Here is a 26,353-nt window from a genome sequence, read left to right on the forward strand (position 1 = left end):
CGAATGAAAGTGAGCAGCACGATGGTGAGTTCGAGCAAGATCCTGACCGTGTCCTACGGCACCTTCTCCTGCACCGCCGAGGGATTCGACGATCCGTTGGAGGTCGTCAAGGAGGCCACGCAATTCTTCCGCGGCGTCGTGGGAGAGGACCGGTTCTTTGGCGCCGAACCGCCGCAGTTCGACCCCGAGCTGGCCTCGGAATACCTGCGCGACCGCCTGGCCGAACCGGGCAGCGGCACGCTGTCCCTTGGCAGCCCGCCACGCGTCATGGCCGCCGCCGCCTCTGCCGGGGCAATGGCCGCCGCGATGTCGGGCCGCACCGAAGAGGTCGCCGCCGATGACCTGCTGCCCGATGACGACACCATCGAGGCCACTGCCGTTCTGACCGAAAGACCGGAGCCCGCGACCGCCGACCTCGTGCCCGAGGTTGCGCTGGACGACGTGGCCCCCGACGGGACGGAGGCTGCGCCTGCTCCGCAGCCCTCCGCACCGGACGATATCACGGCCAAGCTGGACCGGATCCGCGCCGTCGTCGCCTCTGTCGAGGACGAGGACGAGGACGAGGACGACGCCATTCAGGGTACACTGGAAGAGGCGCCCGAGGAGGCCCCCGAAAGTGACGCGCTGGAGACGCTGCTGGACGAACTGGTCGTCGAAAGCGGCGATACCGAGGCCGCCGAGCTGGACGTTGCCCTCTTTGACGACGAGGACGCCGAGGCTGATTCGGACCTCTCCGACGACCTGGACGTGCCGGAAGCGGATCACGACAGCGCGCTGGACGCCGCCGTGGCCAGCCTGATGGCCGAGGACGACGACGAGGAAGACGCACCGGACTCTGGCGCCCTGCCCCTGGTCGCTACGACCGCCGCCGCTGCCGCGCTGGCCACCGGCCCGATGCGCCCGGATGCCGAACCGGACGAGATCGACGATCTGGACGAGGCGCCCGAGGATGACCCCGAGGCCGCGCTGGACCGGGCCTGGGCGGCAGAGGCCGCGCCGGCCCCGGAGGCAGAGACAGCCGCGCCCGTCGACGACCTGTCCCCCGAGGATCGGCCCGAGCCGGCCCCGGTGCGCGCGCGCATCGTCAAGGTCAAGCGCGCCGCCTTTGAACAGGCCATCGACGAAGGCACGCTGGAAGAGGTACTGGACGAGCCCGCGCCCGACGGCTTCACCCCGGATGACACCAGCAGCCTCAGCCCCGAGGAAGAAGAGGAACTGGCCCGCGAACTGGCCGCTGTGAAGGCGGAACTGGCCAGCGATTTCGGCGCCTGGGACGAGGATGACGACGCAGCCCTGGCAGATACCACGGACACCGCCGCGGACGAGGACGAGGACGAAGACGACGCCCTGATGACAGCCGCCGCACCGCTGCGTCTGGACAACCCGATCACCGAGCCCGAGGAAGACCTCGCGCCCGACTGGGACGAAGAGGTGGCCGAAGTGGTCCAGGACAGCGCGCGCAAGGCCGTCAAGCTGGCCAGCCCGGCCCGCGCCATGCTGACCGAAGGTGAGGTCGGCGACGGAGATACCTCGCGCCTGCTGGACCAGACCAACACCGAGATGGACGAACCCGAGGGCAACCGCCGGCGCAGCGCCATCGCCCACCTGCGCGCCGCCGTGGCCGCGACCAAGGCCGACCGTCTGCTGGGCCAAAAGGTCGATGCGGCCGAGGAACAGGAACCCTACCGCGAAGACCTGGCCAGCGTGGTGCGCCCGCGCCGCCCACAGAGCGTCAGCCACCCCAGCCCGCGCCCCGCGGCCCATAACGACGCACCGACGCCGCTGAAGCTGGTGGCCGAACAGCGTGTCGCCCCGGCCCCCGACGCATCCGAGGCCGGTCCGGTCCGCCCGCGCCGCGTGCGCCGCACGGTTCCCGCGCCCGAAACCCAGGCCCCAGAGGCCGGCATGGCCTCGGGCTTTGCCGCCTATGCGCAGGATGTGGGCGCCGCCGAGCTGCCCGAACTGCTGGAGGCCGCCGCCGCCTACATGTCCTACGTCGAGGGCCGCGATCAGTTCTCGCGCCCGCAGTTGATGACAACGCTGCGCCAGGCCGAGGTCACCGACAGCTCACGCGAGGACCGGCTGCGCAGCTTTGGCCAGCTGCTGCGCGAGGGCAAGATCCGCAAGACCTCGGGCGGACGCTTTACCGCCGCCGAAACGATCAGCTTCAAGCCCGCCGCCAACGGCTGATCCCGCCGCCGGAACGACAAAGCCCCCGTGCCAGGCACGGGGGCTTTTTTGTGCAAGCCTCAAGGGACGGTGGGCGGGACGCGGTTGCCGCAGGCAACAAGCATCCGTCCTGCCGTCACTCTCCGGCGTCGGGGTCGGCCTGGCCGACCCCCTTGAAGATCGGCTTCAGCGGCAGGATCCAGGCCACGCCGAAAAAGACGTAGATCACGAATTCCACCGCCACCGGCAGGTGCCACAGGTCCAGGCGGCTCAGCACACCCCAGGCCACCACGATATAGAGCGGGAACCCCACCAGAAGCACGAAAAGGGACCAGCGCCTGCGCGCCTTGTAGCTGAGTGCCATTGTCTTGCTCCTTTCCGATCCTGCCGATGCAGTTAGTCCGCGAAGGGGTCCGTGACCAGAATCGTGTCGTCACGCTCGGGCGAGGTGGACAACAGGGCCACCGGACAACCGATCAGTTCCTCGACGCGGCGGACGTACTTGATCGCCGCTGCCGGCAGATCGGCCCAGCTGCGCGCGCCTTCGGTCGATTCGCTCCAGCCTTCCATTTCCTCGTAGACCGGCACGCAGCGCGCCTGCTCCTCGGAGGCGAAGGGCAGGTAGTCCAGCACCTTGCCATCCAGCTCGTAGCCGACACAGATCTTGAGCGTCTCGAACCCGTCCAGCACGTCCAGCTTGGTCAGAGAAATGCCATTGACGCCCGATGTGGCGCAGGTCTGGCGCACCAGCACCGCGTCGAACCAGCCGCAGCGACGCTTGCGGCCCGTTGTGGTGCCGAACTCATGGCCCCGCTCGCCCAGGCGCTGACCGTCCTCGTCGTGCAGTTCTGTCGGGAAGGGCCCCTCACCCACGCGGGTGGTGTAGGCCTTGACGATGCCCAGCACGAAATCGATGGCGCCCGGGCCGATGCCGGTGCCGGTGGCTGCCTGCCCGGCGATCACGTTCGAGGAGGTGACAAAGGGATAGGTGCCGAAATCCACGTCCAGCAGAGCCCCCTGTGCGCCTTCAAAGAGGATACGCTGGCCGGAGCGGCGGCGCTCGTTCAGCACTTTCCAGACCGGGGCCGCGTATTCAAGGATCTGCCCCGCGATCTCGTGCAGCTGCGCGATCAGCGCGTCGCGGTCCACCGGCTCGATCCCCAGGCCACGGCGCAGCGGGTCGTGATGCGCCAGCGCCCGGTCCACCCGGGCCTGCAGCGTGGCCTCATCGGCGAGGTCGGCAACGCGCACCGCGCGGCGGCCCACCTTGTCCTCGTAGGCCGGGCCGATGCCGCGGCCGGTGGTGCCGATCTTGGCTCCCGGACGTGCGGCGGCCTCGCGGGCGCGGTCCAGCTCGCCGTGGATCGGCAGGATCAGCGGCGTGTTCTCGGCGATCATCAGCGTCTCGGGCGTGATCTCGACGCCCTGCGCGCGGATCGTCTCGATTTCGGACAACAGGTGCCAGGGGTCCAGCACCACGCCATTGCCGATGACCGACAGCTTGCCCCGGCGCACCACGCCAGACGGCAGAGCGTGCAGCTTGTAGACCTTGCCATCGACGACCAGCGTGTGCCCGGCGTTGTGGCCACCCTGGAAACGGCAGATCACATCGGCCCGGCTCGACAGCCAGTCGACGATCTTGCCCTTGCCTTCGTCACCCCATTGCGCGCCAACCACGACGACATTTGCCATCACATTCCCCTTTACGGCGTTGCAAACCCGCGCGTGTATACGCGCGCAATGCCGACTGCGAAACCGCAAAATCGCCGCAAGAGACTGGACAGGCGCGCGCCGTCAGGGCAGCAAGGCGGCAAACCTCTGGAGGTGCCCCTATGAGTTTCCTGCTGCGCTGGCTCTTTGCCTTCGTCCTGCTGGCCGCGACCTACAACCCGAGCCAGGTCAACTATATCCGCTGGGCCATGAACAACACGGACGGCAACCTGCCGCTGGTGGTGCTCTTCGGGATCGTCCTGCTGATCGGCTACATCATCTACCTGCGGGCCACGCTGCGTTCGATCGGGGTCTTCGGCATGGCGCTGGTGCTGGGGCTGGTGGCCGCGATTCTCTGGGCGCTGGTCTATTACGGGCTGCTCGACCTGTCGGACCCCAAGCTGTCGACCTGGATCGGCATCTTTGCCCTGTCGCTGGTGCTGGGGGTGGGCCTCAGCTGGTCGATCATCCGGCGCAAGCTGTCGGGCCAGGTCGACATGGACGACGTCGAGGAATAAGGCCCGCGGCGGCTCAGCAGCCGTCGCGCCCCACGACCATGACCCAGCTGTCATTGGAACTGCGCACCAGCCCGTATTCCGTGGCCCCCTGCGACAGCATGGTGCGCCGGTGGCCGGGCGACCCGGCCCAGTCCGACATCACCTCGCCCAGCGACCTTTGCCCCTGGGCGATGTTCTCGGCGATGACGCAGGGCCGGTAGCCGGCCTTTTGCACGCGGCTCATCGGGTTGCTGCCGTCCGGGCCAACATGGTCGAAGAAGCCCTTGCGGTCCATGTCCTGCGCATGGAAACGCGCGGCCTCTTCCAGCCGGGCAGAGCGCGTCAGCGGCGGCAATCCGTTTTCGGCCCGAAAGGCGTTCAGCGCCGCGCCCCCCTGCCCCTCGGCAAAGCCGCCAAAGCCACGCGAGGCCGGTTCGGCACGCATGCCGCCCTGTCCGGAGAACCGCCCCTGCGGCACCCAACCGCAAGAGGCCACCGCCGCGCAGAGTGCCATCATCCAGACCAGCCGCATGTCATTTCCCCCTAAAGCGCCTCGGCCAGCTTGCGCGCCAGCGCGTTCTGCCGCGCCACCGCCGCGTCGATGTCAAAGCTGACGATCCGCCCGTCCTCGACCACCAACCGGCCCTCGACCAGAAGATACCGGACGCGCTGCGGTCCGGCCAGAAGCAGCGCCGCCGGATCCCAGCTACCGGCGCTTTCCAGCCCACCGACATCCCAGAGCGCGATATCCGCGCGTTTGCCCACCGCGATCTGGCCGCAATCGTCGCGGCCCAGCACCTGTGCCCCGCCGCGCGTGGCGATCCACAACGCCTCGCGCGCGCTCATGGCGTCGGCGCCGCGCGCCACTCGCTGCAACAGCATCGCCTGCCGCGCCTCGGCTGCGAGGTTGCCTGCGTCGTTGCTGGCCGATCCATCCACGCCCAGACCCACGCGCACCCCCGCGTCGCGCATCGCGCGCACCGGGGCAATCCCGCTGCCAAGGCGACAGTTGGAACAGGGACAATGGGCGACGCCGGTTTTGGAACGCGCGAAAAGGTCGATCTCCTGCCCGTCCAGTTTCACGCAATGGGCGTGCCAGACATCCTCGCCGGTCCATCCAAGTTCCTCGGCGTATTGGCCGGGGCGACAGCCGAACTGCGCCTGGGAATAGGCGATATCCTCGTCGTTTTCAGCCAGGTGCGTGTGCAGGCGCACGCCCTTGTCCCGGGCCAGGATCGCCGCGTCGCGCATCAGCTCTCGGCTGACCGAAAAGGGCGAACAGGGGGCGACGCCGACGCGCACCATCGCGCCCTCGGATGCGTCGTGAAAGGCGTCGATCACCCGGATGCAATCGTCGAGGATCGCCGCCTCACGTTCCACCAGAGAATCGGGCGGCAAACCACCATCGCTTTCGCCGATGCTCATGGCGCCGCGCGTAGGGTGAAACCGCAGCCCCACCTCGCGCGCCGCGGCGATGGTATCGTCCAGCCGCGCGCCATTGGGATAGAGATACAGGTGGTCCGAGGACATGGTGCAGCCCGAAAGGGCCAGTTCCGCCAGCCCCACCTGGGCCGAGACAAACATCTCTTCGGGACCGAACCGCGCCCAGATCGGGTAGAGCGTCTGCAGCCAGCCAAACAGCAGTGCGTCCTGCCCGCCCGGTACCGCGCGGGTCAGCGTCTGGTACAGGTGGTGGTGTGTGTTGACGAGGCCGGGCGTGGCCACGCAGGTGCCCGCCTCGACGATGCGCCCTGAGGTGGTCAGCCCCTGCCCGATCTGCGCGATCACGCCGTCGCGGATCAGGATATCGGCGCCGGTCAGTTCCCGCTTGTCGTCGTCCATGCACAGGACGGTCCGCGCGTTGCGGATCAGGATTTCGGTTTGTGCATTTGTGGATTGTGCCATGTCAGCCCCTCACGAAAGCCCTTTTCGATGAGAGACAGGGTGAGGCACGCCAGAAAAGGGAAGGACGCGTGACCGCCCGCGCCATTTTTAGCCCGCGGTGCGCAGCAGGTCCAGCGCCGCGGCGTGCAGCTCCGGCGTCGCGGCGGCAAGCGCACGGCCACCGTCATGCACCGGACCGCCTTCCCAATTGGTGACGATCCCGCCCGCCGCCTCGATCACGGCGATGGGCGCCTGGATGTCATAGGCTTGCAGCCCCGCCTCGATCACCAGGTCGATCTGGCCCGCTGCCAGCAGCGCGTAGGCGTAGCAATCCATGCCATAGCGCACCAGTCGCGCCCGTGCGGCCACGCGTTCGAACCCGGCGCGATCCTCGGGCGTGCCGACCTCGGGGAAGGTGGTGAAAAGGATCGCCTGGTCAATGGACTGCGTGCCGCGCACGGCCAGCGGACCTGCGTCGTGCGGCCCCGTGAAATCCGCGCGCGACAGGCCGCCGCGGAACCGCTCTTGCGTATAGGGCTGGGCGATGATGCCGTAGACCGGGCCGGTATCGTCGCGGACAGAGATCAGCACCCCCCATGTCGGGGTTCCCGCCAGGAAAGCGCGTGTGCCGTCGATCGGGTCAAGTACCCAAGTGAGACCGGTCGTGCCGGTCTGTGTGCCGTATTCCTCGCCCAGGATCGCATCGCCGGGGCGCCTGTCGGCAAGGACCGCGCGCATGGCCTGTTCGGCGGCGCGGTCGGCTGCGGTCACCGGGTCGAACCCGGTGCCCGCGTCCTTGTTTTCGGCTGTCAGGCCGCGCTGGCGGAAAAAGGGCAGGATCGCCTTGCCTGCCGCGTCGGCCAAGGCCTCCGCCGTGTCGATCAGTTCCTTGGCAAGCTCCGACGGGATCCGGTCCATACGCCCCTCCTGTAACCCGGTTCCGGGCTACAGCAGCGGCGCGCAGGGCTCAAGCCACGTCGGACAGGACGCGCGCCAGTTCGAAGAGGCGGCGGCGCTGGTTTTCCGGGATCGCGTAATACGAGCGGACCAGGTCCAGGGCTTCCTTGTCGCCCATGATGTCTGCGGGCACGGACTCCGCAGCGCCCTCTTCGGCAGCGTTCTCGTTTTCGATGCCCTCGAAGAAGAAGCTGACCGGGACGTCCAGAGCCTCGGCGATGTCCCAGAGCCGCGAGGCGCTGACGCGGTTCGCGCCGGTCTCGTACTTCTGGATCTGCTGGAACTTGATGCCAACGCGTTCGGCCAGCTGCTGCTGCGTCATGCCGACGAGCCAGCGACGGTGCCTAATGCGTTTGCCGACGTGAACGTCAACGGGGTGCGCCATCTGTGTCTTCCTGTTCTATGGGTGTGAACAGATGAGCCGGGACCGTACCCCAAATCCCCCAGAACCAGCATCATCCTACACGTCTATGGCCTAATGTGCTACATCATAACGGTCCTCAAAATCAAGTCGCGCAACCACCTATTGATGGTGCACAGCGGGGAAAAACACGACAAAGTTGAACTTGACCGGAAAGCATTCGGTTACACTTCATTTTGCCGCAGGCCCCGGCGCGGGTGCTTTGCCTGAGGGGCAATCTCGGCTAGGCAATTGAAAAACCATATGCAGAGGATGGAATGCGCGCCTTTTTCCTGACCGATCACGACACGCCCGCCCGCCTGAGCGATGTTGCAATACCCGAACCGGCAGAGGGTGAAATCCGCCTGAGGATCGCCGCCTGCGGACTGAATTTTGCGGATCTCCTGATGCAGAAAGGCACCTATCAGGACACGCCGGCCCTGCCTTTCGTGCTGGGAATGGAGGTTTCGGGAATCGTTGACGCAACGGCACCTGACGTCAAAGGCTTTGCGCCGGGTGACCGAGTCGCGGTCTTTGGCGGCCAGGGCGGGCTTGCGGACTACGGCTGTTTCTCGGCGGCGCGCGCGGTCAAGCTGCCCGACACGATGGGATGGACCGATGCCGCCGGATTCCAGATCGCCTATGGCACCAGCCACCTTGCGCTGGATCATCGGGCACGCCTGCAGCCCGGCGAGACGCTGCTGGTGCTGGGCGCCGCGGGTGGCGTCGGGCTGACCGCCGTCGAGATCGGCAAGCTGATGGGCGCGCGTGTCGTGGCCTGCGCGCGCGGCGCCGACAAGCTGGAGGCGGCGAAACAGGCAGGCGCCGACCACCTGATCGACGCCGAATCCGGCGACATCCGCGCCGAGATGAAGGCGCTTGGCGGGGCGGACGTGGTCTATGACCCGGTGGGCGGCGACCAGTTCACCGCCGCTTTCCGGTCGTGCAACCCCGAGGGGCGCCTGCTGAGCATCGGCTTTGCAAGCGGCGACGTGCCGCAAATCAAGGCCAATCACCTGATGGTCAAGAACCTTTCGGTCATGGGCCTGTACTGGGGCGGCTACCTGGCCTTCCGGCCCGATGTGCTGACCGGATCGCTGGCGCAGCTGATGGCCTGGCATGGCGAGGGACGGTTGAAACCGCATATCAGCCACGTCCTGCCGCTGGAGCAGGCCGCCGAAGGGATGGAATTGCTGCGCAGCCGAAAATCGACCGGCAAGGTGGTCATCACCATCGCCGATCTCTGACCCTCAGCGACAGGCCTTTTCTGAAAACCAGAGGGCGGCCCTGCTTATCGGCCGCCCTCTCCGCCTCAGAACCGCAGGTTTGCGGTGAGGGAAATCGTCCGGCCCGGCTCGTTCAGGGGGACGACGTTGCCAAGGCCAAGGTCGTCAGCGCTGCGGCTGGCATAGGTCTGGTCAAAAAGGTTCTCGACGCCCAGCCGCACCTCCAGCCCCTCGGCAAAGACGCTGGGCGGCCCGACCACCTCGGGACGGGCTGAGAGAATCCCGCCGGGACCGGCCTGGGCTGACCGACTGCCGGTGTCCTGGGTGTCCTGGGTGTCAGAGGTGAAGGAGAACTTGAGCACATAGGCCGACAGGTCCGCCTCCGTGCCCGCCACGGTCTTGCCGTCGCCATCCTTGTAATCGTCGCCGGTCTGGCGGGTGCCGCTGAGTAGCCACTCAAACCGCTCTTCCTGTCCGAACAGGGTGAGCAAGCGCCGGAAGCCCTGCCCGTTGCTGCCGCCGCGCAGCGAGGTCAGCCCGCCAAGACGTTCGCCCGGTTCCAGGAAATCGCGTGCGTCCTTGGTGGTATCGGCCAGGCCCCCGGCCAGGGCGTTCGGCCCGGCGTCGGCGGGGCCGATGCCCTCGCTGCCCTCGACCGATTTCAGCAGCGCCGGGTCAAAGAGGATATTGCCGGTGTGGTGAAAGGCGGACTTGTTCTTCCGCGCAGCGTCGATGGTGACAGAGAGCAGGCTTTCCTCGATCCCGTTGACGACGACCTTTTGCGCGATGGCCGCGCCACCATTGACGGCAACCGAGGATTCGCCCCGGAAGACATCGGCCACCGAGACCGGATTGCGCTGCTCCAGCTGCTCCTCGTCGATCCTTTGGTTGCACAGCAGCGTCTGGGCTGGCTCGGGAATGATGCGAAGCGTGCCCAGGAACACCGGGTCGGTGCCCAGCAGAAAGGCCCGCGCCCAGTCGGTCCGGTCATATTGTCCCCTCGCATCGTGATGTCCGAGCAGCTGGATGACCTTCAGGGACAGGCTGTCTGGCGTGCTATTTTGTTTTCCGGGCAATTAGTTGACAAAAAGAATCAATTCAAGAAATCCCGAGACACGGGCCGCGCTGACCAATGCCCCGGGCGGGTTGGCAGGTCCGATCAACCCCGTTCCTTGGCCCAGACCATGTCGATCATCGCCTGGGTGCCGCGCGAGAACTCCAGCGGACAGGGGTAATGCGCCTTGTCCAGGACGCTGGTGTTGAAGGCCTCGACCTGGTGGACATAGTGGTTGTCCGCCGGAAAGCGGTGCACCGTCTCGACCAGGTCCTTAGATTGTACCGTGACCCGCGCCTCGCCGTAGACGCCGGCGTTGAAGGGCGCGGTCAGCTTCATCACACCCTCTTCGCCGTGAAAGACCACCTCTTGCCAGGGCGCCATCCGCATCGAGACCACGCCGGTATAGTGGAACGAGGGGAAACGCGCGGTGATATGCGTCCAGACGTCCACGTCGTTTTCGCGCTCGACCACGGCCGAGAGGATCTCGTCCGGCTCTTCCCCGGTCACGAAACGCGTCGCGCCGTAGATGTAGACGCCGATGTCCGGCACCGCGCCGCCGCCGGTGTCGGGCCGGTTGCGGATGTTCTGACCATCGGCGCGGTTGTCGTAGGAAAAGGCCGCCGAGACCCGCACCAGCTTGCCGATGGCGCCCTCCTGGTACAACTGGCTGGCCTTGTGCCACTGCGGATGGTGCACGATCATGTAGGCCTCTGCCGCAAGCAGCCCGGTTTCGTCGCGTTTGGCGATCACCGGGTCGAACTCTGCCGCCGTCATCGCCAGTGGTTTCTCGACCAGCACATGTTTGCCCGCCTCCAGCGCCTTGAGCGCCCATTCGACATGCAGGTGGTTGGGCAGAGGAATGTAGACCGCGTCGATCCCGGGGTCCGCCAGCAGGGCGTCATAGCTGTCGTGCACGGTCAGCCCCGGCGCTAGCGCGGCAAAGGGCGCGGCCTTGTCGGGCGAGGAGGTCGCCAGCGCCGCCAGCCGACCGCGCCGCCCCATGTGAATGGCCGGCCCCATGTGTTCGCGCGCGAATTTCGCCGCGCCCAGAATGCCCCAGCGAACGTGATCGGTCATGTCTCTCTCCCAGATTTGTTAGCGCCAACCCTACCCCAAGCGGAGGGGCCTGAAAACGCCGCATTGACCTCTGGCGATGGCCACGGCATCCGCTCTGAAGATCATTGGTTGATGGGTGCCGATCCATGCTGCGCAGAGTTTTCATTGCACTTTCCATTGTTGCAGGAAGCGTCGCCGGAACCGCCTTGGCGCAGGACTGCCTGCCCATTGGCAACAGTTGCATTTCACCAGAGGACAGAAGGATCGTTCTTGGCCCCGCGGAACTGGACGAGCTGTCAAAACTTGCCGCGGCCACATGGGTGCAGTCGCTGGAACTGGCCGGCAACGGCGATCCCGCCCTCGTCGTCGATCTGGCCGCGCTGAACGTGCTGACGGACCTTGGCGCCCTACGGGTCCAGGACCTTCCCGGCGCGCGCTGGGACGGGTTGGACCTGCCCACGCTGCAGGCCCTTCGCCTGCAGGACAATGAGATCAGCAATTTCGCCTTTCTCGACGGACTGCCAGCGCTTCGGGGGCTATGGATCAAGGACTCCCTCGGCCTGTCGGATCTGCCCCGGGCGACGCTGGGCCGGATCGAGAACTTGCGCCTGAACGGCCCGGACCTGTACGACATCAAGGCCGACGGCGCGATGATCAACCTCAAGATCCTGGGGTTCAACGGCGTTTCCCTGCCCGACCTCGCGGGCCTTGGCCCGACCCCCGCCCTGGAACTGCTCAACATCGACGGCGAGGATATCATCAGTCTCGACGGGCTGATCCTGGGACCCGCTTTCCGCGAGCTATGGGCGGAAGGCGCCAGCCTGACGGATATTTCAGCCCTGGCTCCGGCGGATAACCTGGAGGTGCTCAGGGGCAAGAACAGCCAGATCGGGGATATTTCCGCCCTCGCGGGCAAGAACAAGCTGCAGACCCTGTTCCTGACCGGCAGCCAGGTCAGTGACCTCTCGCCTCTCGCGGGCCTTCAATCGCTGCAATTGCTCAGCTTTTCGGATACGCCGGTGACAGATATTTCCGCCCTATCCAACCTGCCCGAGCTGGTGGCGATCTACATGAACATCACGCGGGTCACGGATTTCACGCCGCTGCTGGACACGCCCACCGACATCATGCTGCGGATCAACAGCGACCGCATCCTGATGAGCAGCCAGTTGCCCGGTTTCATCGCCGAGGAAGGCTGGAAGCGCGGCCCGCTCTACCAGAAATGATCCCCCGCACAGGGCGGCGGAGATGAAAAAGGCGGGGCATTGCCCCGCCTTTCGCGTTCAACGGAGGGAGAAACCGTCTCAGACAGCCGACAGCATCCCCTGTTCCCTGGCAAGGTCGCGCATCCGCTTTTGCAGCTTCTCGAAGGCGCGGACCTCGATCTGGCGGATACGTTCGCGCGAGACGTCGTACTGGCCGGACAGTTCTTCCAGCGTGACCGCCGATTCCGCCAGCCGGCGCTGGGTCAGGATGTCCTTTTCCCGGTCGTTCAGGACATCCATCGCCTCGGCCAGCAGGGCGCGGCGCGCCTCAAGCTCGTCACGCTCGGCGTAATCCTCGGCCTGATCGGCATCCTCGTCTTCCAGCCAGTCCTGCCACTGCATCGTGCCTTCGCCTTCGGAGCCGACGGTGGCGTTCAGCGAGGCATCGCCGCCGGACAGGCGCCGGTTCATCGAGATCACCTCATCCTCGGTCACACCAAGGTCGGTGGCGATCTTCTCGACATGTTCGGGCCGCAGGTCGCCGTCTTCCAGCGCGCCGATGCGGCTCTTGGCCTTGCGCAGGTTGAAGAACAGCTTTTTCTGCGCGCTGGTCGTGCCCAGTTTGACAAGGCTCCAGGACCGCAGGATGTATTCCTGGATCGAGGCGCGGATCCACCACATCGCGTAGGTGGCCAGCCGGAAGCCCTTTTCCGGATCAAAGCGTTTCACCGCCTGCATCAGGCCCACGTTGGCCTCGGAGATCACCTCGGCCTGGGGCAGGCCATAACCGCGGTAGCCCATCGCGATCTTGGCCGCCAGGCGCAGGTGCGAGGTGACCATCTTGTGTGCGGCCTCGGTGTCCTCGTTCTCGACCCAGCGCTTGGCCAGCATGTATTCCTCTTCCGGCTCCAGAAGCGGGAACTTCCGGATTTCCTGGAGGTAGCGGCTCAGACCCGCTTCCGGCGAGGGCGCCGGGAGATTTGCATAGTTCGACATCTTGTCTGTTCCCTCCGTTCGGACCCGCATGTTACGGGCTTTAACATCAGGTAGGAACCTGAACCGAATAGTTCAAGTCCCGCATCCGTTAGCGTTAGCGCAGTTAAGCTCGATAGGTGACGACGTCATCCATTATGTCATAGCGTCACAGAGACGTGCTCGGTTCCTGATGAGTTGAAACATATACGTTTACGCATGATTATAGTGCAAAATACGCGGATAATCAAATCTATTCGCATGGGATAGCAGGGCACATCCGTCCATCTGCAAGAAAGACGCCACCATGCAAGCCCTCGCTCCCTCGCCTGTTCATGTCCGCACAGCCGGTGCGCTCTACCTCGTGATCATCCTTAGTGGCCTGACCGCAGAGATCGCCCTGCGTGGCCCCCTGCTTGCCGGCTCACCGCAAGAAATCGCAGCGGCCATCGGCGCAAACCTGCCGCAGTTCCGGCTGAGCCTTCTGGCGGACGTCGTCATGCTGCTCGCGGATATCGCTTTGGCGCTGCTGTTCTTCGCCATGCTGCGTGACAGGGCCGAGGGGCTGGCCCGCGCGGCGATGGTCTTTCGGCTGGGACAGGCGGTGCTGATCGGCGCCAGCCTGATCGTCCTGGCCAGCGCCCCTGCCCTGCTGGCGGACTTGCCGCGCATGGCCGTCCACATGACAGAGATGCACGCCCTGGGCTATGACATCGGGCTGATCCTCTTCGGCGTGAACAGCCTTTTGATGGCGCGCCTGCTGTCGCTGGGCGCCACGCCTCGGATCATCGCGCTCGGCATCGCGGCGGCGGGCCTCGTCTACCTCACCGGCAGCCTGCTGCGCCTGACCGCCCCGCTGCTGTCAGAGGCCTTCCAGCCCGCCTACCTGGTCTGCATCCTGGCCGAAAGCGCGCTTTGCCTCTGGCTCTTGATCACGGGCAGGACCTGAGCCTCAGTCGAACTGCACTATTACGCATTCGAACGCGCCCGTGCCGGTCACGCATGTGTGGTGCCCCTTGCCGGATGTATCCTCCATCCGCCAGCAATCGCCCGGCCCGAAATCCCGCGCCTCACCGTCACTGGCGGTGACTCGGATCCCGCCCGAAAGACAGATCAACAATTGGCGTTTGGGCGTTGAATGGATGGGCTCGTTCCAACCGGCTTCCAGCCGCAGCCAGATCATGGCCTGCGCCGCATCAGGCGCAGAGACCAGGATATCCTGCGCCGGCGGCGCAAAGACCTGTTCGGATAGAGGCACGTCGACCTTGCGCCAATGGCTTTCGCCCGCCTCGTCGCAATAAAGTAGCTGGTAATGCATCGGCGTCTCCTCCACGGCCCGATGCAATGATGACAGCGGCGCTCCGGTCCGCCAAGTGTCTCAGAGGGCGCGCAGCGCGGCCAGCAGGCCCGCCATGTCCTCTGGCAGATCGCTGTGGAACATCAGCGCCTCGCCCGTCACCGGGTGGTCGAACCCCAGTTCCGCCGCGTGCAGCGCCTGCCGGTCAAAGCCCCTTGCCAGATCATAGGCCGCGCCCAGCGCCTTTTCCGACAGTTTCCGCCGCCCGCCATAAACCGGGTCGCCGATCAGCGCATGGCCCGCATGGGCCATGTGGACGCGGATCTGGTGCGTGCGCCCGGTCTCCAGCCGGCATTCCACCAGGCTGACGCTGGGCGGAGAGCCAAACCGCTCAAGCAGTTTCACATGGGTGATCGCGTGCCGCCCCTGCCCATCGAAATAGACCGCCTGCCGCTGGCGGTCGGTCTTGTGCCGCGCCAGCCCGCTGGTGATGGTCACGCCGCCCTCGCCCCCGACGGAGACGCCCCGCGTGTTCAACAGCCGCGGATCGGCCAGATCTGGCACACCGTGGGCCAGGGCCAGGTAGGCCCGCCGCACGGTATGTTTCTCGAATTGCGCGGCCAGACCGTGATGCGCCCGATCGGATTTCGCCACCACCAGCAAGCCGCTGGTGTCCTTGTCGATCCGGTGAACGATGCCCGGCCGCTTTTCGCCCCCCACCCCGGACAGCGCACCGCCAAAGTGATGCAGAAGCGCATTCACAAGCGTCCCGTCCGGTGATCCGGGTGCAGGGTGCACCACCATCCCGGCGGGCTTGTCGACGACGATCAGATCCTCGTCTTCCCAAAGCACCGTCAGCGGGATGTCCTGGGCGACAACGTCATACTCCTGCGCCTCGGGCACGACGATCTCAATCTCGTCCCCTTCCGCGACCCGCGCCTTGGGATCGGTCACGGGGACACCGCCGCGGCTGACGGAACCTTCGACGATCAGCCGGCCCAAGCGCGTGCGCGACAAGGCCGCCGCCTCTGGCACATCGCGCGCCAGCGCCTTATCAAGACGCACCGGCGGATCCGCCGAAATCACGATACGAAGGATGGTCATGGCCTCTCCCGATCCCGAAGACGATCTGCCCGAGCCGCCCTCGCTGCGCTTTCTGCGCATTCTGGTCACGGTTCTGACGGCGGTGATGATTGCCGGGATCATCGGGATCCTCGGCCTGATCTGGCACCGCTATAGCAATGCACGCGCCCCGCTGCCAGAGGTCATCACCCTGCCCGACGGCACCACCGCCAGCGCCTACACGCAAGGCACCGACTGGTACGCGGTGATCACGGCGGACGACCGCATCCTGATCTTCGACCGCGCCACCGGCAAACTGCGCCAGGAAATGCGGATCGAACCGGCAGAGTGACGGACCGCCTGCGGCGGACCGGCACGCAGCTTGGCGTCTGGCGTCTCCGGAAACGCAAGACACGCGCAGGCTGTCCAAAGGGTCGGCGGGCGGGCGTCTTTGCGGCAAAGCCGCAAACAGTCCCGTCCCGCCGGCCCGGCTACACCTCACTCGAAACTGATCGACACCATCCCGAAGTCGCCGAAATCGGCCTCTACCATGCAGCCGGGCGGGCATTCCACGGGCCGGATGAAGGAGCCGGACAGGACCACCTGCCCGGCCTCGATCCCCTGGCCATAGCCCGCCAGCCGTTCCGCCAGCCAGACGATCCCCATGACCGGATCGTTCAGCACCCCGGCGCCCAGCCCCGTCTCCTCGACCGCGCCGTCGCGGGTCACGATGGCCCCGGTCCAGCGCAGGTCCACAAGCCGGGGGTTCACCTTCGTCTCTCCCAGGACGATGCCCGCGTTGGCCGCGTTGTCCGCGATGGTGTCGCAGACGCTGCGCGTCCGGCCCGTCTGCGGATCCATGCGCAATATGCGCGTATCGAGGATTTCCAGCGAGGCGCAGACATGGTCCGTGGCCGCGACCACCTCTTCCCGTGTCACCGCGCCCTGCAACGGCGCCTTCATGACAAAGGCGATCTCCGCCTCCACCCGGGGCTGGATGAACCGCCCCTTGGGCACGACACCGCCGCTCTCGAAGACCATGTCGTCCAGCAAGACGCCGCTGTCCGGCGTGTCGATCCCCAGGGCATCCTGCATCGCGCGCGAGGTCAGGCCGATCTTCCAGCCCACCTGCCGGCGCCCCTCTGCCAGGCGCGCGGTGACATAGGCGGCCTGAACGGCATAGGCCTCGTCCATCGTCATGCCGGGATGCGCCAGCGACAAGAGCCCGATCTGTTCGCCCGAGGCCTCTGCCCGCACCAGGGCTCGCGCCGCGGCGTGGATCTCGTCCTCGGTCACGCTTCGTCCTCCACCCCGTTGCGCAACACGCCGATGCCCTCGGCCTCGACCTCGATCACGTCGCCCGGTTTCAGCCAGACCGGCGGGTCCAGCCGCGCACCCGCCCCGGTGGGCGTGCCGCAGACCAGCACATCGCCCGGCACCAGGGTGCAGAAGGTCGAGACGTAATTGATGATGTAGCGGAAATCATAGATCATCCGCGAAGTCCGGTCCTGCTGCCGAACCTCGCCGTTCACGCGGCACTCCAGCGCGATGTCGTCCAGCTGCGCCGCATTGGTGAAGGGCACCAGCCAGGGGCCGATCGCGCCCGAGCGGTCCCAGTTCTTGCCCTGCGTGACGTTGAACTTGGCGTGGCGCACCCAGTCCCGGATCGTCCCCTCGTTGCACAGCGTCAGCGCGGCGACATGGTCATAAGCCTCATCGCGCGGAATCCGCCGCCCGCCCTTGCCGATGACCAGAACGATCTCGCCTTCGTAGTCCAGCTGTTCGCTCTCGGGCGGCCGCACCAGGTTGGCCCCGTGCCCCACGAAGGACCCCGGGAAACGGATGAACAAGGAGGGCTTCGATGGCGCCGCCTGGCCGTCCTTGTACTCGGCATTGCGGTCCGGGTAGTTGACGCCGACGCAGATGATCTTGTCCGGCGCCGGGATCGGCGGCTCCAGCACCACCGCCTCCAGCGGCAGATCCGCCGCGCGTCCTGCCGCCTGCATGAAGATCTCCTTCAGCGCGTCCGCCGCGATCACCTCGCGCAGGGTCGGGTATTGCGGGTTGGCCGAGGAAAGGTCGATCACCCCCTCCTCCGTATGCAAGCCGTAGCCCGGTTTGCCCGCGTGGCTGTAACTCACGAAATGCGGTGTCATCATGATCTGTCCCCTGCCAGTTCCCGGATGACCGTGCCGGCCATCATCACGTCATCCCGGGTGCAGTCGAACTGCCCCACCTGAAAGCGGATCACCTTGCGGCCCGCGTGCATGCCTTGCGTGACATAGATCCGCCCGTCGGCGTTGATCGCATCCACCAGCGCCTGCTGGGCGGCATCATCGCCCGGCCCCCGGAAGGTGAACAGCGACAGGATCGGCTCGGTCACGATCTCGAACCCGTCCCGCCGCAGCTCCTCGCAAAGCGCCCCGGCCCAGGCCACATGGTTGCGGAGGCGCGCCCGCAGGCCCTCCAGCCCGTAGTACCGGATCAGGAACCACAGCTTGAGCGCCCGGAACCGCCGGCCCAGGGGGATTGTCCACTCCGAGTAGTTGACCACCTCCGCATGGGAGGTCTTGAGGTACTCGGGCTCGATCTTGAGCGTGTCGATCTGCTGTTTCGGATCGCGCAGGAACTGCACCGAACAATCGAACTGCGCGCCCAGCCACTTGTGCGGATTGAAGACGATGCTGTCACAGCCCTCCACAGCTTCCCAGAACTGCGCCCGGAACTCCGGGCAGATCATCGCCGACCCGGCCCAGGCCGCATCCAGATGCAGGTACAGCCCCTCGTCCCGCGCGATCTCCACCAGTTCCGGCAGATGATCCCAGGCCCCCACGCCGGTGGCCCCGGTCACGGCAATGATCCCGGCGGGCACATGGCCGGCGGCCCTGTCCTCGGCGATGCGCGCGCGCAGAGCCTCGGCATCCACGGAAAACGCGGGCGCGCCCCGTGTCGGCAGCTTGACCAGGTTCTCCTGCCCGACCCCCGCCACCCAGCAGGCCCGGTCGATCGAACTGTGCACCTGGTCCGAACAATAGATCCGCAACTGCCCCTTGCCCGACAGCCCCTCGCGGTTGCCGGTCCAGCCGGTCGCCCTCTCGCGCATGGTCAGCACAGCCGACAGGGTCGCCGACGAGGCGGAATCCTGAATCACGCCGGAAAACCCCTCGGGCAGTCCCAGCGCCTGGCGCAGCCAGTCGATCATCACCCCTTCCATCTCGGTCGCCACCGGAGAGGTCTGCCAAAGCATGCATTGCGGGGCGAGCACGCTCACCAGCATCTCGGCCAGCATGGACACCGGCGCCGCATTGGCCGGGAAATAGGCAAAGAACCGCGGGTGCTGCCAGTGAGTCAGCCCTTCGGGCACGATGCGCTCGAAATCCTCCCAGATCGCGCCCATCTCCTCGCCCGCCTCGGGCGGGACAGGCGCCAGCCGGTCGGCAAAACTCCCGGGCGCCACGGCCGGCCGCACCGGCCGCTCCCGCACCCCCTTGTGATACTCGGCGCCGAATTCCGCCGCCTTCGCCCCCCAGGCCGCAAACTCATCCCAGTCCATCACTCTCTCCACTCATCCTCGACCCGTGTTTCTTTGGGCAAAAAATACCTCCGGGGACGCCCGCAGGGCGGGGGCAGAGCCCCCAACGGCGCGCGCCAGCGCGCTTGACCTGCCGCGCCGCAGGCGCGTCCGCCAGGCAACGGCTCAAGGCGCCACGATCGGCGTCGCCTTCAGCACAGCCTCGACCGGCTCCACGCCTTCGAAAACCGATCCTTCCTCGAACCAACTCCTGGGTGCCGGTGCCCCCCAAAGGGTCTGGCGCTGCGGGTCCTTCAGGTCCCAGCGGATCGGCTCCAGGTCTGGATCGACCGTCTGGTAATCGGAACAATAGATCTCGATCCGGTGCCCGTCCGGGTCACGGATATACAGGAAGAAGGCATTGGAAATCCCGTGCCGCCCCGGCCCGCGTTCGATATTGTCGAGATAGCCAGTGGTCGACATCAGGTCCAGCAGGTCGATGATGTTCAAGGGCGTCGGCACCCAGAAGGCGGTGTGATGCAGGCGCGGCCCGGTGCCATTGGTAAAGGCCACGTCATGCACGCCCCCCTTGCGGTGCATCCAGGCCGCCCAGAGCTTCTTGCTGACGTCGTCCTCGGTATATTCCGTCACCCGGAATCCCAGCCGCCCGTAGAAAGCAACCGCCTTGTCCACGTCCGGCGCGAAACAGTTGAAATGGTCGATCCTGAGCGGCTTGACCCCATTGTAAAGCCGGTACTGCTGGTGGATCGGCGGCAGCCGGTCCATGCGGAAGTAGAATTCCATCGGCGCACCGAAACAATCATGCGTGCGCAGCGTCCGCCCCTGGTGCGACCGTTCCACCCATGCCACCGAATGCCCCTCGGAGACAAACCAGTCATGGGCGCGGTCCAGGTCCTCTTCCGAATAGACCTTGTAGGACAGGTACCGCACCGAGGCCTCGTCCGCCTTGCGCAGCACCATGCAATGATGGCCGCGCTCCTCCATCGCGCGCAGGCACAGGGTCTCCGGCGTCTCCTCCGTCACTTGCAGGCCCAGCGTGTCGACGTAGAACGCCCGGCTGGCGGCAAGATCCGTCACGCCGTATTCGACATGGCTCAGCCGTACGATGTTGAACGGCGGGTAGAGGTTCGGTTCGGGGATCGGCATCACGCGCCCTCCAGGTCAAAGACAACATTGGCCTGCCCCGTTCCGGAGCTGGGAAAATATTCGCCGATCAGCTCACCGCGACCGCGATAGGCATCCCAGCCCAGCGCCGCCATCAGCATCACGGTGTCGTGCATGTTGCCCTCGCCGTCGCAGTGTTCGGCGTAGTCGGGCAGGATCTTCAGAAAGGTCTCGATGTCGCCGCGCTTCCACATGTCCAGCACCATCAGGTCCACCTGCCGGTTGAACTCCTTCGAGATGGTGAAAGTGCCATTGTTCTCGGCATAGATCTCGGTCGGCCAGATGTGATGCGAGAGCGAGCCGGAGGCGATCAGCGCCACCTTTGAATCGCTCGCCTCGATGGCCTTGCGGATGCCCACCCCCACCTTTCGAGAGCTCTCGTGCGAATGCACCTGGCACATGGCGGAGACCGAGACCACCTTCAGCGCGCGGTCCGCATTCATGAACCGCATCGGCACCAGCGTGCCATATTCCAGGTCCAGGCTCTCGACCTGGTGGCTCAGCGTATGCGTCCCCTCCGCCGTCGCGTAGTCCGCGATCAGGTCGCCAAGGGCCGGGTTGCCATCATATTCATAGTCCATGTCGCGGATGAACTGCGGGAACTCGTGGCTGGCATAACAGCCCTTGAAATGCGGCAGCGCGTTGACGTGATAGCCCGCGTTCACCATCCAGTGCGTGTCCAGCACCACGAAGGTGTCCGCCCCGGCCTCGCGGGCGCGGCGGCCGATCTCGCGGTGCCCGTCGATGGCCTGCTGGCGGCAGCCTTTCAGCGCACCTTCCTGCTCGGACATCAACATGGTCGGCACGTGGGTCGCCTTTGCGGCCAGTACCAGCTCTCCCATCTCTTCCTCCTCCGGCCGCGCGCGCTCTGGCCCGCGCAGCCCCCCATGCTTCTTCTTGGTCGAAATACCCCAGACGGCCCCAAGGGCCGCCTCAGCCCCCCAGTTTCGGGATCTTGTGCGCCTCGGTTGCAAAGCTGACGTTGACCGTCTCCATGTAGAAATCAAAGGACCAGTCGCCGCCGTCGCGGCCGATGCCGGATGCCTTGACCCCACCGAAGGGTGTCGGCAGGTGGCGGATGTTCTCCGAGTTTACCCACATCATGCCCGCTTCCAGCCTCTGCGTCATCCGCAGCGCGCGCGACAGGTCCGAGGTCCAGAGGTATGCCGTCAGGCCATACTCCGTGTCATTGGCGATCTGCATCGCCTCTGCCTCGTCCTTGAAAGGGATCGCGGTCAGGACCGGGCCGAAAATCTCCTCGCGCGCCACGGCCATGTCGTTGTTGGCATTGGTGAACAGGGTCGGCGCGACGTAACAGCCCTCATCCCCCACCTTGACGCCACCGGCGGCGACCGTGGCCCCGTCCTCGCGGGCCTTGTCGAAGTAGCTCAGCACCTTCTTCTCGTGCACCGGGTGGATCAACGGGCCGACCACGGTTTCGGGGTCCAGCGGGTGGCCCACCTTGATCTTCGAGGCGCGCTCGGCCACTCGGGCGCAGACCTCGTCATAGATCGTGTCCTGCACCAGCAGGCGCGAGGACGAGGTGCAGCGTTCGCCGTTCAGCGAGTAGATCATGAAGACCGCCGCATCCACGGCGCGTTCGATATCCGCATCGTCGAAGACGATCACCGGGTTCTTGCCGCCCAGTTCGAAATGCACGCGCTTCAGCGTCTCCGAGCCCTGCCGCATGATCATCGAGCCGGTCCGGCTTTCGCCGACAAAGGCAATCGCCTTGATGCCGGGATGTTCGGTCAGCGCCCTGCCCGCATCCTCGCCCATGCCGTTCACCACGTTCAGCACGCCCGGCGGCAGCCCCGCCTCCTCGGCGATCTCGACCAGCAGTTTCGCCGACATGGGCGAAAACTCGGCCGGTTTCTGAACCACGGTACAACCCGCCGCCAGCGCCGGGGCGATCTTCCAGGTGGACAGCATGAAGGGCGTGTTCCACGGCGTGATCACACCCACCGGGCCAATCGACCGGCGCGAGGTGACGTTCATCTGGCCCGGCGCATAAAGCGTCTGCCCGTCGCGCGCCTCGGGCGCCTTGTCGGCGAAAAAGCGAAAGTTCTCGGCTCCGCGGATCGCGGCCTTGGACATGAAGCGGATCGCCTGCCCGGTGTCCATACTCTCGACCAGGGCGATTTCCTCGGCCCGGGAGACGATGCCGTCGGCAACATTGTGCAGGATCTCGCGCCGGGCCTTGCCGGGCATATCGCGCCATTCATCAAACGCCGTGGTCGCGGCGCGCACCGCGGCATCCACGTCTTCCGCCCCACCCTTGGCGACCGGTGCCAGCGTGCCACCGTCGACAGGAGAAATCGTTTCGAAAGTCGCGCCGGAGGCAGCCATGCGCTGTTCGCCCCCGATATGGTTCAGAACACCCTCGCGCTTGAACCGCGACAGCGCCGCTTCGGCCTTGGCCAGGTTTTGGGTCAGGTCACTCATGACGTCCTCTCAGCTTTCCGCCTTCAGGCGGGCGTGTATGGGATTGGCTTTCCAGCTCAGATCCGGGTCGATCTCCCGGATTTCCAGCGACAAGGCGAAATGCGGACTGTCCAGCAAGTCCGCCAGCGTATCTCGGGCGACGGCAAAGACAGCCTCCCCGGCCTCTGCCAGGACCGGCTTGCTGCGCCCGGCACCAACCGACAGCTCCATCGCCAGGAAATGATTGTCCGGGTGGCGGTCCGCCACGGATGCCGCGTCGCAACGATGCGCCCGCACCCGGATCCCCGCCAGCGGAAAGACGCCTGCGGCCGACATCGCCGCGTGCAGGACATCACAGAGCGCCTGTATGTTGGCCAGCGCCTCAAGACCCGGCGAATATTCAAGCTTCAGATGCGGCATGCTGCGACTCCCCCTTTGACACTTAACATGTTAAATAATAATCTGCCTGTCAACAGGAGACTTCGATGACCCGATCCAGAGACGATTTTCCGCTGTCAGCAACGCAACGCACGTTGCCCATCGCGCTCTTGCGGGCCCGCGAGGCGGTGATGGAGAGATTCCGCCCGATGCTGCGCGACATCGACGTGACAGAGCAGCAATGGCGCGTGCTGCGCGTCGTGCAGGAAGCCGAGGAGATCGACGCCACACAGCTGGCCCGCGCCGCCTGTGTCCTGGCACCATCGCTGACGCGCATCCTGAAATCGCTGGAGTCACGCGGCCTGATCACCCAGGGGCGGGACAAGAACGACAGGCGCCGAACACTGGTCCGCCTGACCGAAGCGGGCGACGCACTGCTGCACGAGGCCGGGCTGGTCAGCGCCAAGATCTACGCAGAGATCGAGGCAAAGCTGAGCGCGGAACGGATTGCAGACCTGCTCGATGCGCTGGAGCGCATGACCGACGACCTGACAAGGCAGGACGACGCCGGGAACGGCGACTGACCCCCTCACCGCCCGCTCAAGCCCCACCACCCTGCGCCGGACCGACAGCGCAGGTCAGGACAGCGTCGCGCAGAAACGAATACGTTTGCAAAAATCATCGACACCCTTAAAATGCACCCGCATAGACCATGCTCCTGAACATGAAAGGACAGACTGTGCCCACCTCGCAACCTCCGGTCGATGGCGTCACCTTGCTCCGTGCGCCAAGGCTTTCATCCGAAAGCGGAACATCGGACATTCAAAACACTGTTTCCGACGTATTATCAGACGTTAAAGCGCGCGGCGACGCCGCTGTCGCCGACTTCGCCGCCCGGTTCGACAAGAGCGATCTGACCGCCTTCGAAGTCACCGAGGCAGAGCGGGAAGAGGCGCTGAAGACCCTCGATTCGCAGACCCGCGCGGATACGGAATTTGCGATTGCAAACGTAACCAAATTTGCCGAGGCACAGCTTGCCACGATGCTGCCGCTCGAGGTCGAGATCCGCGACGGCGTACACCTGGGCCACCGGATCATTCCGCTGGAACGGGTGGGGTGTTACGTGCCCGGCGGGCGCTACCCGCTGCTTTCGGCGCCGGTGATGACCATCGTCCCGGCCAAGGTGGCCGGCGTGGACGAGATCATCGCCTGCCTGCCGCCCAACGCCCATCCCGCCATGATCGCAGGATGCCACCTGTCCGGAGCGGACCGGATCTTTCGCATCGGCGGCGCGCAGGCGATCGCGGCGATGGCGTATGGCACCGAGACGGTCCCGGCGGTGAACAAGATCGTCGGCCCCGGCAATGCCTTCGTCAACGAAGCCAAGCGCCAGGTCTTTGGCCCCATCGGCATCGACCAGCTGGCCGGCCCGTCCGAGATCTACACGCTGGCCGACAGCACTGGCGACGCGGCGATGATCGCCACCGATCTGCTGGCGCAGGCCGAACATGACGTGCGCACGCGCGTCGGCCTGATCACCACCGATGCGGCTCTGGCCGAGAGGGTCGAGGCCGAAGTGGCCCGACAGCTGGAAGAGCTGGCAACCGCAGACACCGCCCGGCAGGCCTGGGACGACTATGGTGAGATCGCGGTCTGCGCGGACGAGGCCGCGATGATCGCCTATTCGGATTACATCGCCGCCGAGCACCTGCAGGTCCATACCGCCGATCCAAAGGCGTTTGCCCTGAAACTGCGCAACTACGGCTCTCTTTTCATTGGCGAAATGGCCAGCGTGGTCTATTCGGACAAATGCTGCGGCACCAACCACACGCTGCCGACGATGGCCGCGGGGCGCTACACCGGCGGGCTATGGGTGGGCGCCTATGTCAAGGTAGCGACGCATCAATGGATGGAGCCCGAGGGCGTCCGCCAGGTGGCCCCGCCCGCCGTCCGCCAGAGCGCAAGCGAGGGCCTGGACGGCCACCGCCGCGCCGCGCAGCTGCGGCTTGACCGACTTCAGGCCAGCAGCGGCTGAAGAACAGAGTGATCGGTCGCCGCCTCGAAGGCGGCGCCGATCCGCAGGATGGTGGCCTCGCCGCCTTTCGGCCCGACGATCTGCAGGCCCAGCGGCAAGTCATCGGCAAAGCCCATCGGCACCGACAGCGCCGGATGGCCGGTCATGTTGAAAGGGATCGTGCGCATCGCTGTCCAGACGGCTTGGCCCGCCGCGAAGGCGGAAAAGGGCGGCGCGGGGGCCAGCGTGGTGGGCAGGATCAGCGCGGCGTGTTGTGCGAAGACGGCATCCAGCGCCTCGGTCAGCGGCGCCACACTGGCGCGCGCCTTGGCAAGCCTCTCCGGGGGCACCAGTTTGCCGCCGCACAGGCTGGCGCGGGCCATGTCGCCGATGGCCTCGGGGTTGGCCTCGACCGTCGCACCATGCGCCGCCCAGCCTTCGGCAAGCAGGATATCCGAACCCGCCGACTCGACCGGGGCATAGTCTGGCAAAACAACCGGAGTGATCCTTGCGCCGCAAAGGCTGAGCACCGAGGCCGCGTCATCAAGAAGCGGCAGCAACGCAGGATGCGCCGCATCGTCGATGGCCCAGCCACGGCCATAGGCCAGCGACAGCCCGTCGATGCCCCCTGCCTGCCAGTCGCCGCCGGTCAGCGCAGCGAAGGCCAGCGCAGCGTCGCCGACGCAGCGCGCAAGCGGACCGACACAGTCGAGCGAGGGGGAGAGCGGCATCACGCCCTTGCGCGAAACCGCGTCATAGGTGGGTTTCAACCCGACCACGCCGCAATAGGCCGAAGGGCTGCGCACCGATCCGCCGGTGTCCGTCCCCAGCGCGATACGCACCAGTCCCGCCGCCACAGCCGCCGCAGAGCCTGACGACGAGCCACCGGTGATGTGGTCCCTGCTCCAGGGGTTGACCGGCGGGCGGCCCAAGGCGGAGCCATCCGGGCCGACGGTCGCCATTTCATAGGTGCCCACGACCCCCAGTGGCACCGCGCCCGCCGCCATTAGCGCCGCGACCGCCGGGGCGGTTTCGGTGGCGATCCGACCCGCCTGCGCCCGCGATCCCCATCGGATCGGCCAGCCCGCCACGTCGATGATGTCCTTGACCGCAAAGGGAATGCCATGCATCGGCCCCCGGTCCCTGCCTTCGGCCAGATCCCTGTCCGCCAGTTCTGCCGCCGCCAGCGCCTCGGCCCCGGCGACATGCACAAAGGCGCCAATCGCGCCGTCGCGCGCGGTGATGCGGTCCAGATGCGCACAGGTCAGCGCCACCGAGGTCAGGCCACCATTGCGCAGTGCGGCGCCGGCCTCGGCAATGCTCAGGTCACAGGGACTCGACGCAGGCAC

The 26,353-nt window shown here is 66.1% G+C and carries 27 protein-coding genes; 8 read left to right on the forward strand and 19 right to left on the reverse strand.

What is annotated here, in order from left to right:
• Positions 1–3: 3 nt before the first annotated feature.
• Positions 4–2,190, forward strand: coding sequence for a hypothetical protein (locus tag BLQ71_RS09990; protein ID WP_229754770.1), 2,187 nt, complete (start codon positions 4–6; stop codon positions 2,188–2,190).
• A gap of 115 nt (positions 2,191–2,305) precedes the next feature.
• Here the strand turns inward: BLQ71_RS09990 and BLQ71_RS09995 are convergent, their stop codons facing one another.
• Positions 2,306–2,533, reverse strand: a complete 228-nt coding sequence (locus tag BLQ71_RS09995) for a DUF2842 domain-containing protein (protein ID WP_069209083.1) — start codon at positions 2,531–2,533, stop codon at positions 2,306–2,308.
• Between the two features lie 32 nt (positions 2,534–2,565).
• The gene (locus BLQ71_RS10000) at positions 2,566–3,861 is read right to left on the reverse strand and encodes an adenylosuccinate synthase (protein ID WP_074621610.1); all 1,296 of its coding nucleotides are present in this window, start codon (positions 3,859–3,861) and stop codon (positions 2,566–2,568) included.
• Positions 3,862–4,001: 140 nt separating this feature from the next.
• Here BLQ71_RS10000 and BLQ71_RS10005 point away from each other — a divergent pair, with 140 nt between their 5' ends.
• Positions 4,002–4,397 carry a DUF6524 family protein gene (locus tag BLQ71_RS10005; RefSeq protein ID WP_043138035.1) on the forward strand — a complete coding sequence of 132 codons (396 nt, stop codon included), beginning with the start codon at positions 4,002–4,004 and terminating at the stop codon, positions 4,395–4,397.
• A 13-nt stretch (positions 4,398–4,410) separates the two neighbouring features.
• Here BLQ71_RS10005 and BLQ71_RS10010 read toward each other — a convergent pair whose 3' ends face one another.
• The 4 genes from BLQ71_RS10010 to BLQ71_RS10025 all read right to left on the reverse strand — a co-directional run bounded on the left by BLQ71_RS10010 (position 4,411) and on the right by BLQ71_RS10025 (position 7,602).
• Complete coding sequence (locus BLQ71_RS10010) at positions 4,411–4,908, reverse strand: CAP domain-containing protein (RefSeq protein ID WP_229754771.1); 498 nt, start codon at positions 4,906–4,908, stop codon at positions 4,411–4,413.
• A gap of 11 nt (positions 4,909–4,919) precedes the next feature.
• Entirely contained in the window at positions 4,920–6,281 is a 1,362-nt protein-coding gene (locus BLQ71_RS10015; protein ID WP_074621611.1) for an 8-oxoguanine deaminase, read from the reverse strand.
• Between the two features lie 87 nt (positions 6,282–6,368).
• Entirely contained in the window at positions 6,369–7,178 is an 810-nt protein-coding gene (locus BLQ71_RS10020; RefSeq protein ID WP_074621612.1) for an inositol monophosphatase family protein, read from the reverse strand.
• A gap of 49 nt (positions 7,179–7,227) precedes the next feature.
• Positions 7,228–7,602, reverse strand: a complete 375-nt coding sequence (locus BLQ71_RS10025) for a helix-turn-helix domain-containing protein (RefSeq protein ID WP_043138040.1) — start codon at positions 7,600–7,602, stop codon at positions 7,228–7,230.
• 293 nt (positions 7,603–7,895) lie between these two features.
• On the opposite strand from BLQ71_RS10025, the gene BLQ71_RS10030 reads away from it, so the two are divergent.
• Positions 7,896–8,864 (forward strand): NADPH:quinone oxidoreductase family protein, encoded by a 969-nt coding sequence (locus BLQ71_RS10030; protein ID WP_074621613.1) that lies wholly within the window; start codon positions 7,896–7,898, stop codon positions 8,862–8,864.
• Positions 8,865–8,929: 65 nt separating this feature from the next.
• Here BLQ71_RS10030 and BLQ71_RS10035 read toward each other — a convergent pair whose 3' ends face one another.
• Both BLQ71_RS10035 and BLQ71_RS10040 read right to left on the reverse strand, forming a co-directional pair.
• Complete coding sequence (locus BLQ71_RS10035) at positions 8,930–9,919, reverse strand: TonB-dependent receptor plug domain-containing protein (RefSeq protein ID WP_074621614.1); 990 nt, start codon at positions 9,917–9,919, stop codon at positions 8,930–8,932.
• Between the two features lie 83 nt (positions 9,920–10,002).
• Positions 10,003–10,977 (reverse strand): Gfo/Idh/MocA family protein, encoded by a 975-nt coding sequence (locus BLQ71_RS10040; RefSeq protein ID WP_074621615.1) that lies wholly within the window; start codon positions 10,975–10,977, stop codon positions 10,003–10,005.
• A gap of 125 nt (positions 10,978–11,102) precedes the next feature.
• Here BLQ71_RS10040 and BLQ71_RS10045 point away from each other — a divergent pair, with 125 nt between their 5' ends.
• On the forward strand, positions 11,103–12,182 hold the full coding sequence (locus BLQ71_RS10045) for a leucine-rich repeat domain-containing protein (RefSeq protein ID WP_139168472.1): 1,080 nt from the start codon (positions 11,103–11,105) through the stop codon (positions 12,180–12,182).
• Positions 12,183–12,260: 78 nt separating this feature from the next.
• Here the strand turns inward: BLQ71_RS10045 and rpoH are convergent, their stop codons facing one another.
• On the reverse strand, positions 12,261–13,157 hold the full coding sequence (rpoH, locus tag BLQ71_RS10050) for an RNA polymerase sigma factor RpoH (protein ID WP_043138049.1): 897 nt from the start codon (positions 13,155–13,157) through the stop codon (positions 12,261–12,263).
• A gap of 283 nt (positions 13,158–13,440) precedes the next feature.
• Here rpoH and BLQ71_RS10055 point away from each other — a divergent pair, with 283 nt between their 5' ends.
• Positions 13,441–14,082 carry a DUF4386 domain-containing protein gene (locus BLQ71_RS10055; protein ID WP_074621617.1) on the forward strand — a complete coding sequence of 214 codons (642 nt, stop codon included), beginning with the start codon at positions 13,441–13,443 and terminating at the stop codon, positions 14,080–14,082.
• Positions 14,083–14,085: 3 nt separating this feature from the next.
• Here the strand turns inward: BLQ71_RS10055 and BLQ71_RS10060 are convergent, their stop codons facing one another.
• Together BLQ71_RS10060 and BLQ71_RS10065 are read right to left on the reverse strand one after the other, a co-directional pair.
• Positions 14,086–14,451: a cupin domain-containing protein gene (locus BLQ71_RS10060; protein ID WP_074621618.1), complete on the reverse strand. Its 366-nt coding sequence runs from the start codon at positions 14,449–14,451 to the stop codon at positions 14,086–14,088.
• Between the two features lie 60 nt (positions 14,452–14,511).
• Positions 14,512–15,534 (reverse strand): RluA family pseudouridine synthase, encoded by a 1,023-nt coding sequence (locus tag BLQ71_RS10065; protein WP_069209073.1) that lies wholly within the window; start codon positions 15,532–15,534, stop codon positions 14,512–14,514.
• Between BLQ71_RS10065 and BLQ71_RS10070 the strand changes: the two genes are divergently transcribed.
• Positions 15,533–15,844: a DUF6476 family protein gene (locus tag BLQ71_RS10070; RefSeq protein ID WP_074621619.1), complete on the forward strand. Its 312-nt coding sequence runs from the start codon at positions 15,533–15,535 to the stop codon at positions 15,842–15,844. The two genes, BLQ71_RS10065 and BLQ71_RS10070, sit on opposite strands and share 2 nt — an antisense overlap.
• A 146-nt stretch (positions 15,845–15,990) precedes the next feature.
• On the opposite strand, the gene hpaH is transcribed toward BLQ71_RS10070, so the two are convergent.
• From hpaH to BLQ71_RS10105, 7 genes are all read right to left on the reverse strand, one after another.
• On the reverse strand, positions 15,991–16,788 hold the full coding sequence (gene hpaH, locus BLQ71_RS10075) for a 2-oxo-hept-4-ene-1,7-dioate hydratase (protein WP_074621620.1): 798 nt from the start codon (positions 16,786–16,788) through the stop codon (positions 15,991–15,993).
• Positions 16,785–17,648, reverse strand: a complete 864-nt coding sequence (locus BLQ71_RS10080) for a fumarylacetoacetate hydrolase family protein (protein ID WP_198548538.1) — start codon at positions 17,646–17,648, stop codon at positions 16,785–16,787. The genes hpaH and BLQ71_RS10080 overlap by 4 nt, the downstream gene beginning before the upstream one ends.
• Entirely contained in the window at positions 17,648–19,045 is a 1,398-nt protein-coding gene (locus tag BLQ71_RS10085; RefSeq protein WP_074621622.1) for a pyridoxal phosphate-dependent decarboxylase family protein, read from the reverse strand. Before BLQ71_RS10085 ends, BLQ71_RS10080 begins: the two co-directional genes overlap by 1 nt.
• 144 nt (positions 19,046–19,189) lie before the next feature.
• On the reverse strand, positions 19,190–20,170 hold the full coding sequence (gene hpaD / locus BLQ71_RS10090) for a 3,4-dihydroxyphenylacetate 2,3-dioxygenase (RefSeq protein ID WP_043138067.1): 981 nt from the start codon (positions 20,168–20,170) through the stop codon (positions 19,190–19,192).
• Entirely contained in the window at positions 20,170–21,030 is an 861-nt protein-coding gene (gene hpaD / locus BLQ71_RS10095; protein WP_069209069.1) for a 3,4-dihydroxyphenylacetate 2,3-dioxygenase, read from the reverse strand. The genes hpaD (BLQ71_RS10090) and hpaD (BLQ71_RS10095) overlap by 1 nt, the downstream gene beginning before the upstream one ends.
• Positions 21,031–21,121: 91 nt before the next feature.
• Positions 21,122–22,633, reverse strand: a complete 1,512-nt coding sequence (gene hpaE / locus BLQ71_RS10100) for a 5-carboxymethyl-2-hydroxymuconate semialdehyde dehydrogenase (RefSeq protein ID WP_074621623.1) — start codon at positions 22,631–22,633, stop codon at positions 21,122–21,124.
• A gap of 9 nt (positions 22,634–22,642) precedes the next feature.
• Positions 22,643–23,032 carry a 5-carboxymethyl-2-hydroxymuconate Delta-isomerase gene (locus BLQ71_RS10105; RefSeq protein ID WP_043138074.1) on the reverse strand — a complete coding sequence of 130 codons (390 nt, stop codon included), beginning with the start codon at positions 23,030–23,032 and terminating at the stop codon, positions 22,643–22,645.
• 65 nt (positions 23,033–23,097) lie between these two features.
• On the opposite strand from BLQ71_RS10105, the gene hpaR reads away from it, so the two are divergent.
• Both hpaR and hisD read left to right on the forward strand, forming a co-directional pair.
• The gene (gene hpaR, locus BLQ71_RS10110; protein ID WP_043138075.1) at positions 23,098–23,574 is read left to right on the forward strand and encodes a homoprotocatechuate degradation operon regulator HpaR; all 477 of its coding nucleotides are present in this window, start codon (positions 23,098–23,100) and stop codon (positions 23,572–23,574) included.
• 140 nt (positions 23,575–23,714) lie between these two features.
• On the forward strand, positions 23,715–25,025 hold the full coding sequence (gene hisD / locus BLQ71_RS10115; protein ID WP_088702326.1) for a histidinol dehydrogenase: 1,311 nt from the start codon (positions 23,715–23,717) through the stop codon (positions 25,023–25,025).
• Here hisD and BLQ71_RS10120 read toward each other — a convergent pair.
• Positions 25,007–26,353, reverse strand: coding sequence for an amidase (locus BLQ71_RS10120; protein ID WP_074621625.1), 1,347 nt, complete (start codon positions 26,351–26,353; stop codon positions 25,007–25,009). The two genes, hisD and BLQ71_RS10120, sit on opposite strands and share 19 nt — an antisense overlap.

The sequence above is a fragment of the Antarctobacter albus genome, assembly GCF_900101505.1.
GTDB lineage: Bacteria > Pseudomonadota > Alphaproteobacteria > Rhodobacterales > Rhodobacteraceae > Antarctobacter > Antarctobacter albus.

What these genes read in the sequence shown, in the direction of transcription:
- BLQ71_RS10015 (WP_074621611.1), bottom strand. Translation starts at nt 6,281, where the DNA reads ATGGCACAATCCACAAATGCACAAACCGAAATCCTGATCCGCAACGCG.
- BLQ71_RS10055 (WP_074621617.1), top strand. Translation starts at nt 13,441, where the DNA reads ATGCAAGCCCTCGCTCCCTCGCCTGTTCATGTCCGCACAGCCGGTGCG.
- BLQ71_RS10045 (WP_139168472.1), top strand. Translation starts at nt 11,103, where the DNA reads ATGCTGCGCAGAGTTTTCATTGCACTTTCCATTGTTGCAGGAAGCGTC.
- BLQ71_RS10060 (WP_074621618.1), bottom strand. Translation starts at nt 14,451, where the DNA reads ATGCATTACCAGCTACTTTATTGCGACGAGGCGGGCGAAAGCCATTGG.
- BLQ71_RS10070 (WP_074621619.1), top strand. Translation starts at nt 15,533, where the DNA reads ATGGCCTCTCCCGATCCCGAAGACGATCTGCCCGAGCCGCCCTCGCTG.
- BLQ71_RS09990 (WP_229754770.1), top strand. Translation starts at nt 4, where the DNA reads ATGAAAGTGAGCAGCACGATGGTGAGTTCGAGCAAGATCCTGACCGTG.
- BLQ71_RS10065 (WP_069209073.1), bottom strand. Translation starts at nt 15,534, where the DNA reads ATGACCATCCTTCGTATCGTGATTTCGGCGGATCCGCCGGTGCGTCTT.
- rpoH (WP_043138049.1), bottom strand. Translation starts at nt 13,157, where the DNA reads ATGTCGAACTATGCAAATCTCCCGGCGCCCTCGCCGGAAGCGGGTCTG.
- BLQ71_RS10005 (WP_043138035.1), top strand. Translation starts at nt 4,002, where the DNA reads ATGAGTTTCCTGCTGCGCTGGCTCTTTGCCTTCGTCCTGCTGGCCGCG.
- hpaE (WP_074621623.1), bottom strand. Translation starts at nt 22,633, where the DNA reads ATGAGTGACCTGACCCAAAACCTGGCCAAGGCCGAAGCGGCGCTGTCG.
- BLQ71_RS10000 (WP_074621610.1), bottom strand. Translation starts at nt 3,861, where the DNA reads ATGGCAAATGTCGTCGTGGTTGGCGCGCAATGGGGTGACGAAGGCAAG.
- BLQ71_RS10105 (WP_043138074.1), bottom strand. Translation starts at nt 23,032, where the DNA reads ATGCCGCATCTGAAGCTTGAATATTCGCCGGGTCTTGAGGCGCTGGCC.
- BLQ71_RS10040 (WP_074621615.1), bottom strand. Translation starts at nt 10,977, where the DNA reads ATGACCGATCACGTTCGCTGGGGCATTCTGGGCGCGGCGAAATTCGCG.
- hpaR (WP_043138075.1), top strand. Translation starts at nt 23,098, where the DNA reads ATGACCCGATCCAGAGACGATTTTCCGCTGTCAGCAACGCAACGCACG.
- BLQ71_RS10030 (WP_074621613.1), top strand. Translation starts at nt 7,896, where the DNA reads ATGCGCGCCTTTTTCCTGACCGATCACGACACGCCCGCCCGCCTGAGC.
- BLQ71_RS10085 (WP_074621622.1), bottom strand. Translation starts at nt 19,045, where the DNA reads ATGGACTGGGATGAGTTTGCGGCCTGGGGGGCGAAGGCGGCGGAATTC.
- BLQ71_RS10010 (WP_229754771.1), bottom strand. Translation starts at nt 4,908, where the DNA reads ATGCGGCTGGTCTGGATGATGGCACTCTGCGCGGCGGTGGCCTCTTGC.
- hpaD (WP_043138067.1), bottom strand. Translation starts at nt 20,170, where the DNA reads ATGCCGATCCCCGAACCGAACCTCTACCCGCCGTTCAACATCGTACGG.
- hisD (WP_088702326.1), top strand. Translation starts at nt 23,715, where the DNA reads ATGAAAGGACAGACTGTGCCCACCTCGCAACCTCCGGTCGATGGCGTC.
- BLQ71_RS10080 (WP_198548538.1), bottom strand. Translation starts at nt 17,648, where the DNA reads ATGACACCGCATTTCGTGAGTTACAGCCACGCGGGCAAACCGGGCTAC.
- BLQ71_RS10025 (WP_043138040.1), bottom strand. Translation starts at nt 7,602, where the DNA reads ATGGCGCACCCCGTTGACGTTCACGTCGGCAAACGCATTAGGCACCGT.
- BLQ71_RS10020 (WP_074621612.1), bottom strand. Translation starts at nt 7,178, where the DNA reads ATGGACCGGATCCCGTCGGAGCTTGCCAAGGAACTGATCGACACGGCG.
- BLQ71_RS09995 (WP_069209083.1), bottom strand. Translation starts at nt 2,533, where the DNA reads ATGGCACTCAGCTACAAGGCGCGCAGGCGCTGGTCCCTTTTCGTGCTT.
- hpaD (WP_069209069.1), bottom strand. Translation starts at nt 21,030, where the DNA reads ATGGGAGAGCTGGTACTGGCCGCAAAGGCGACCCACGTGCCGACCATG.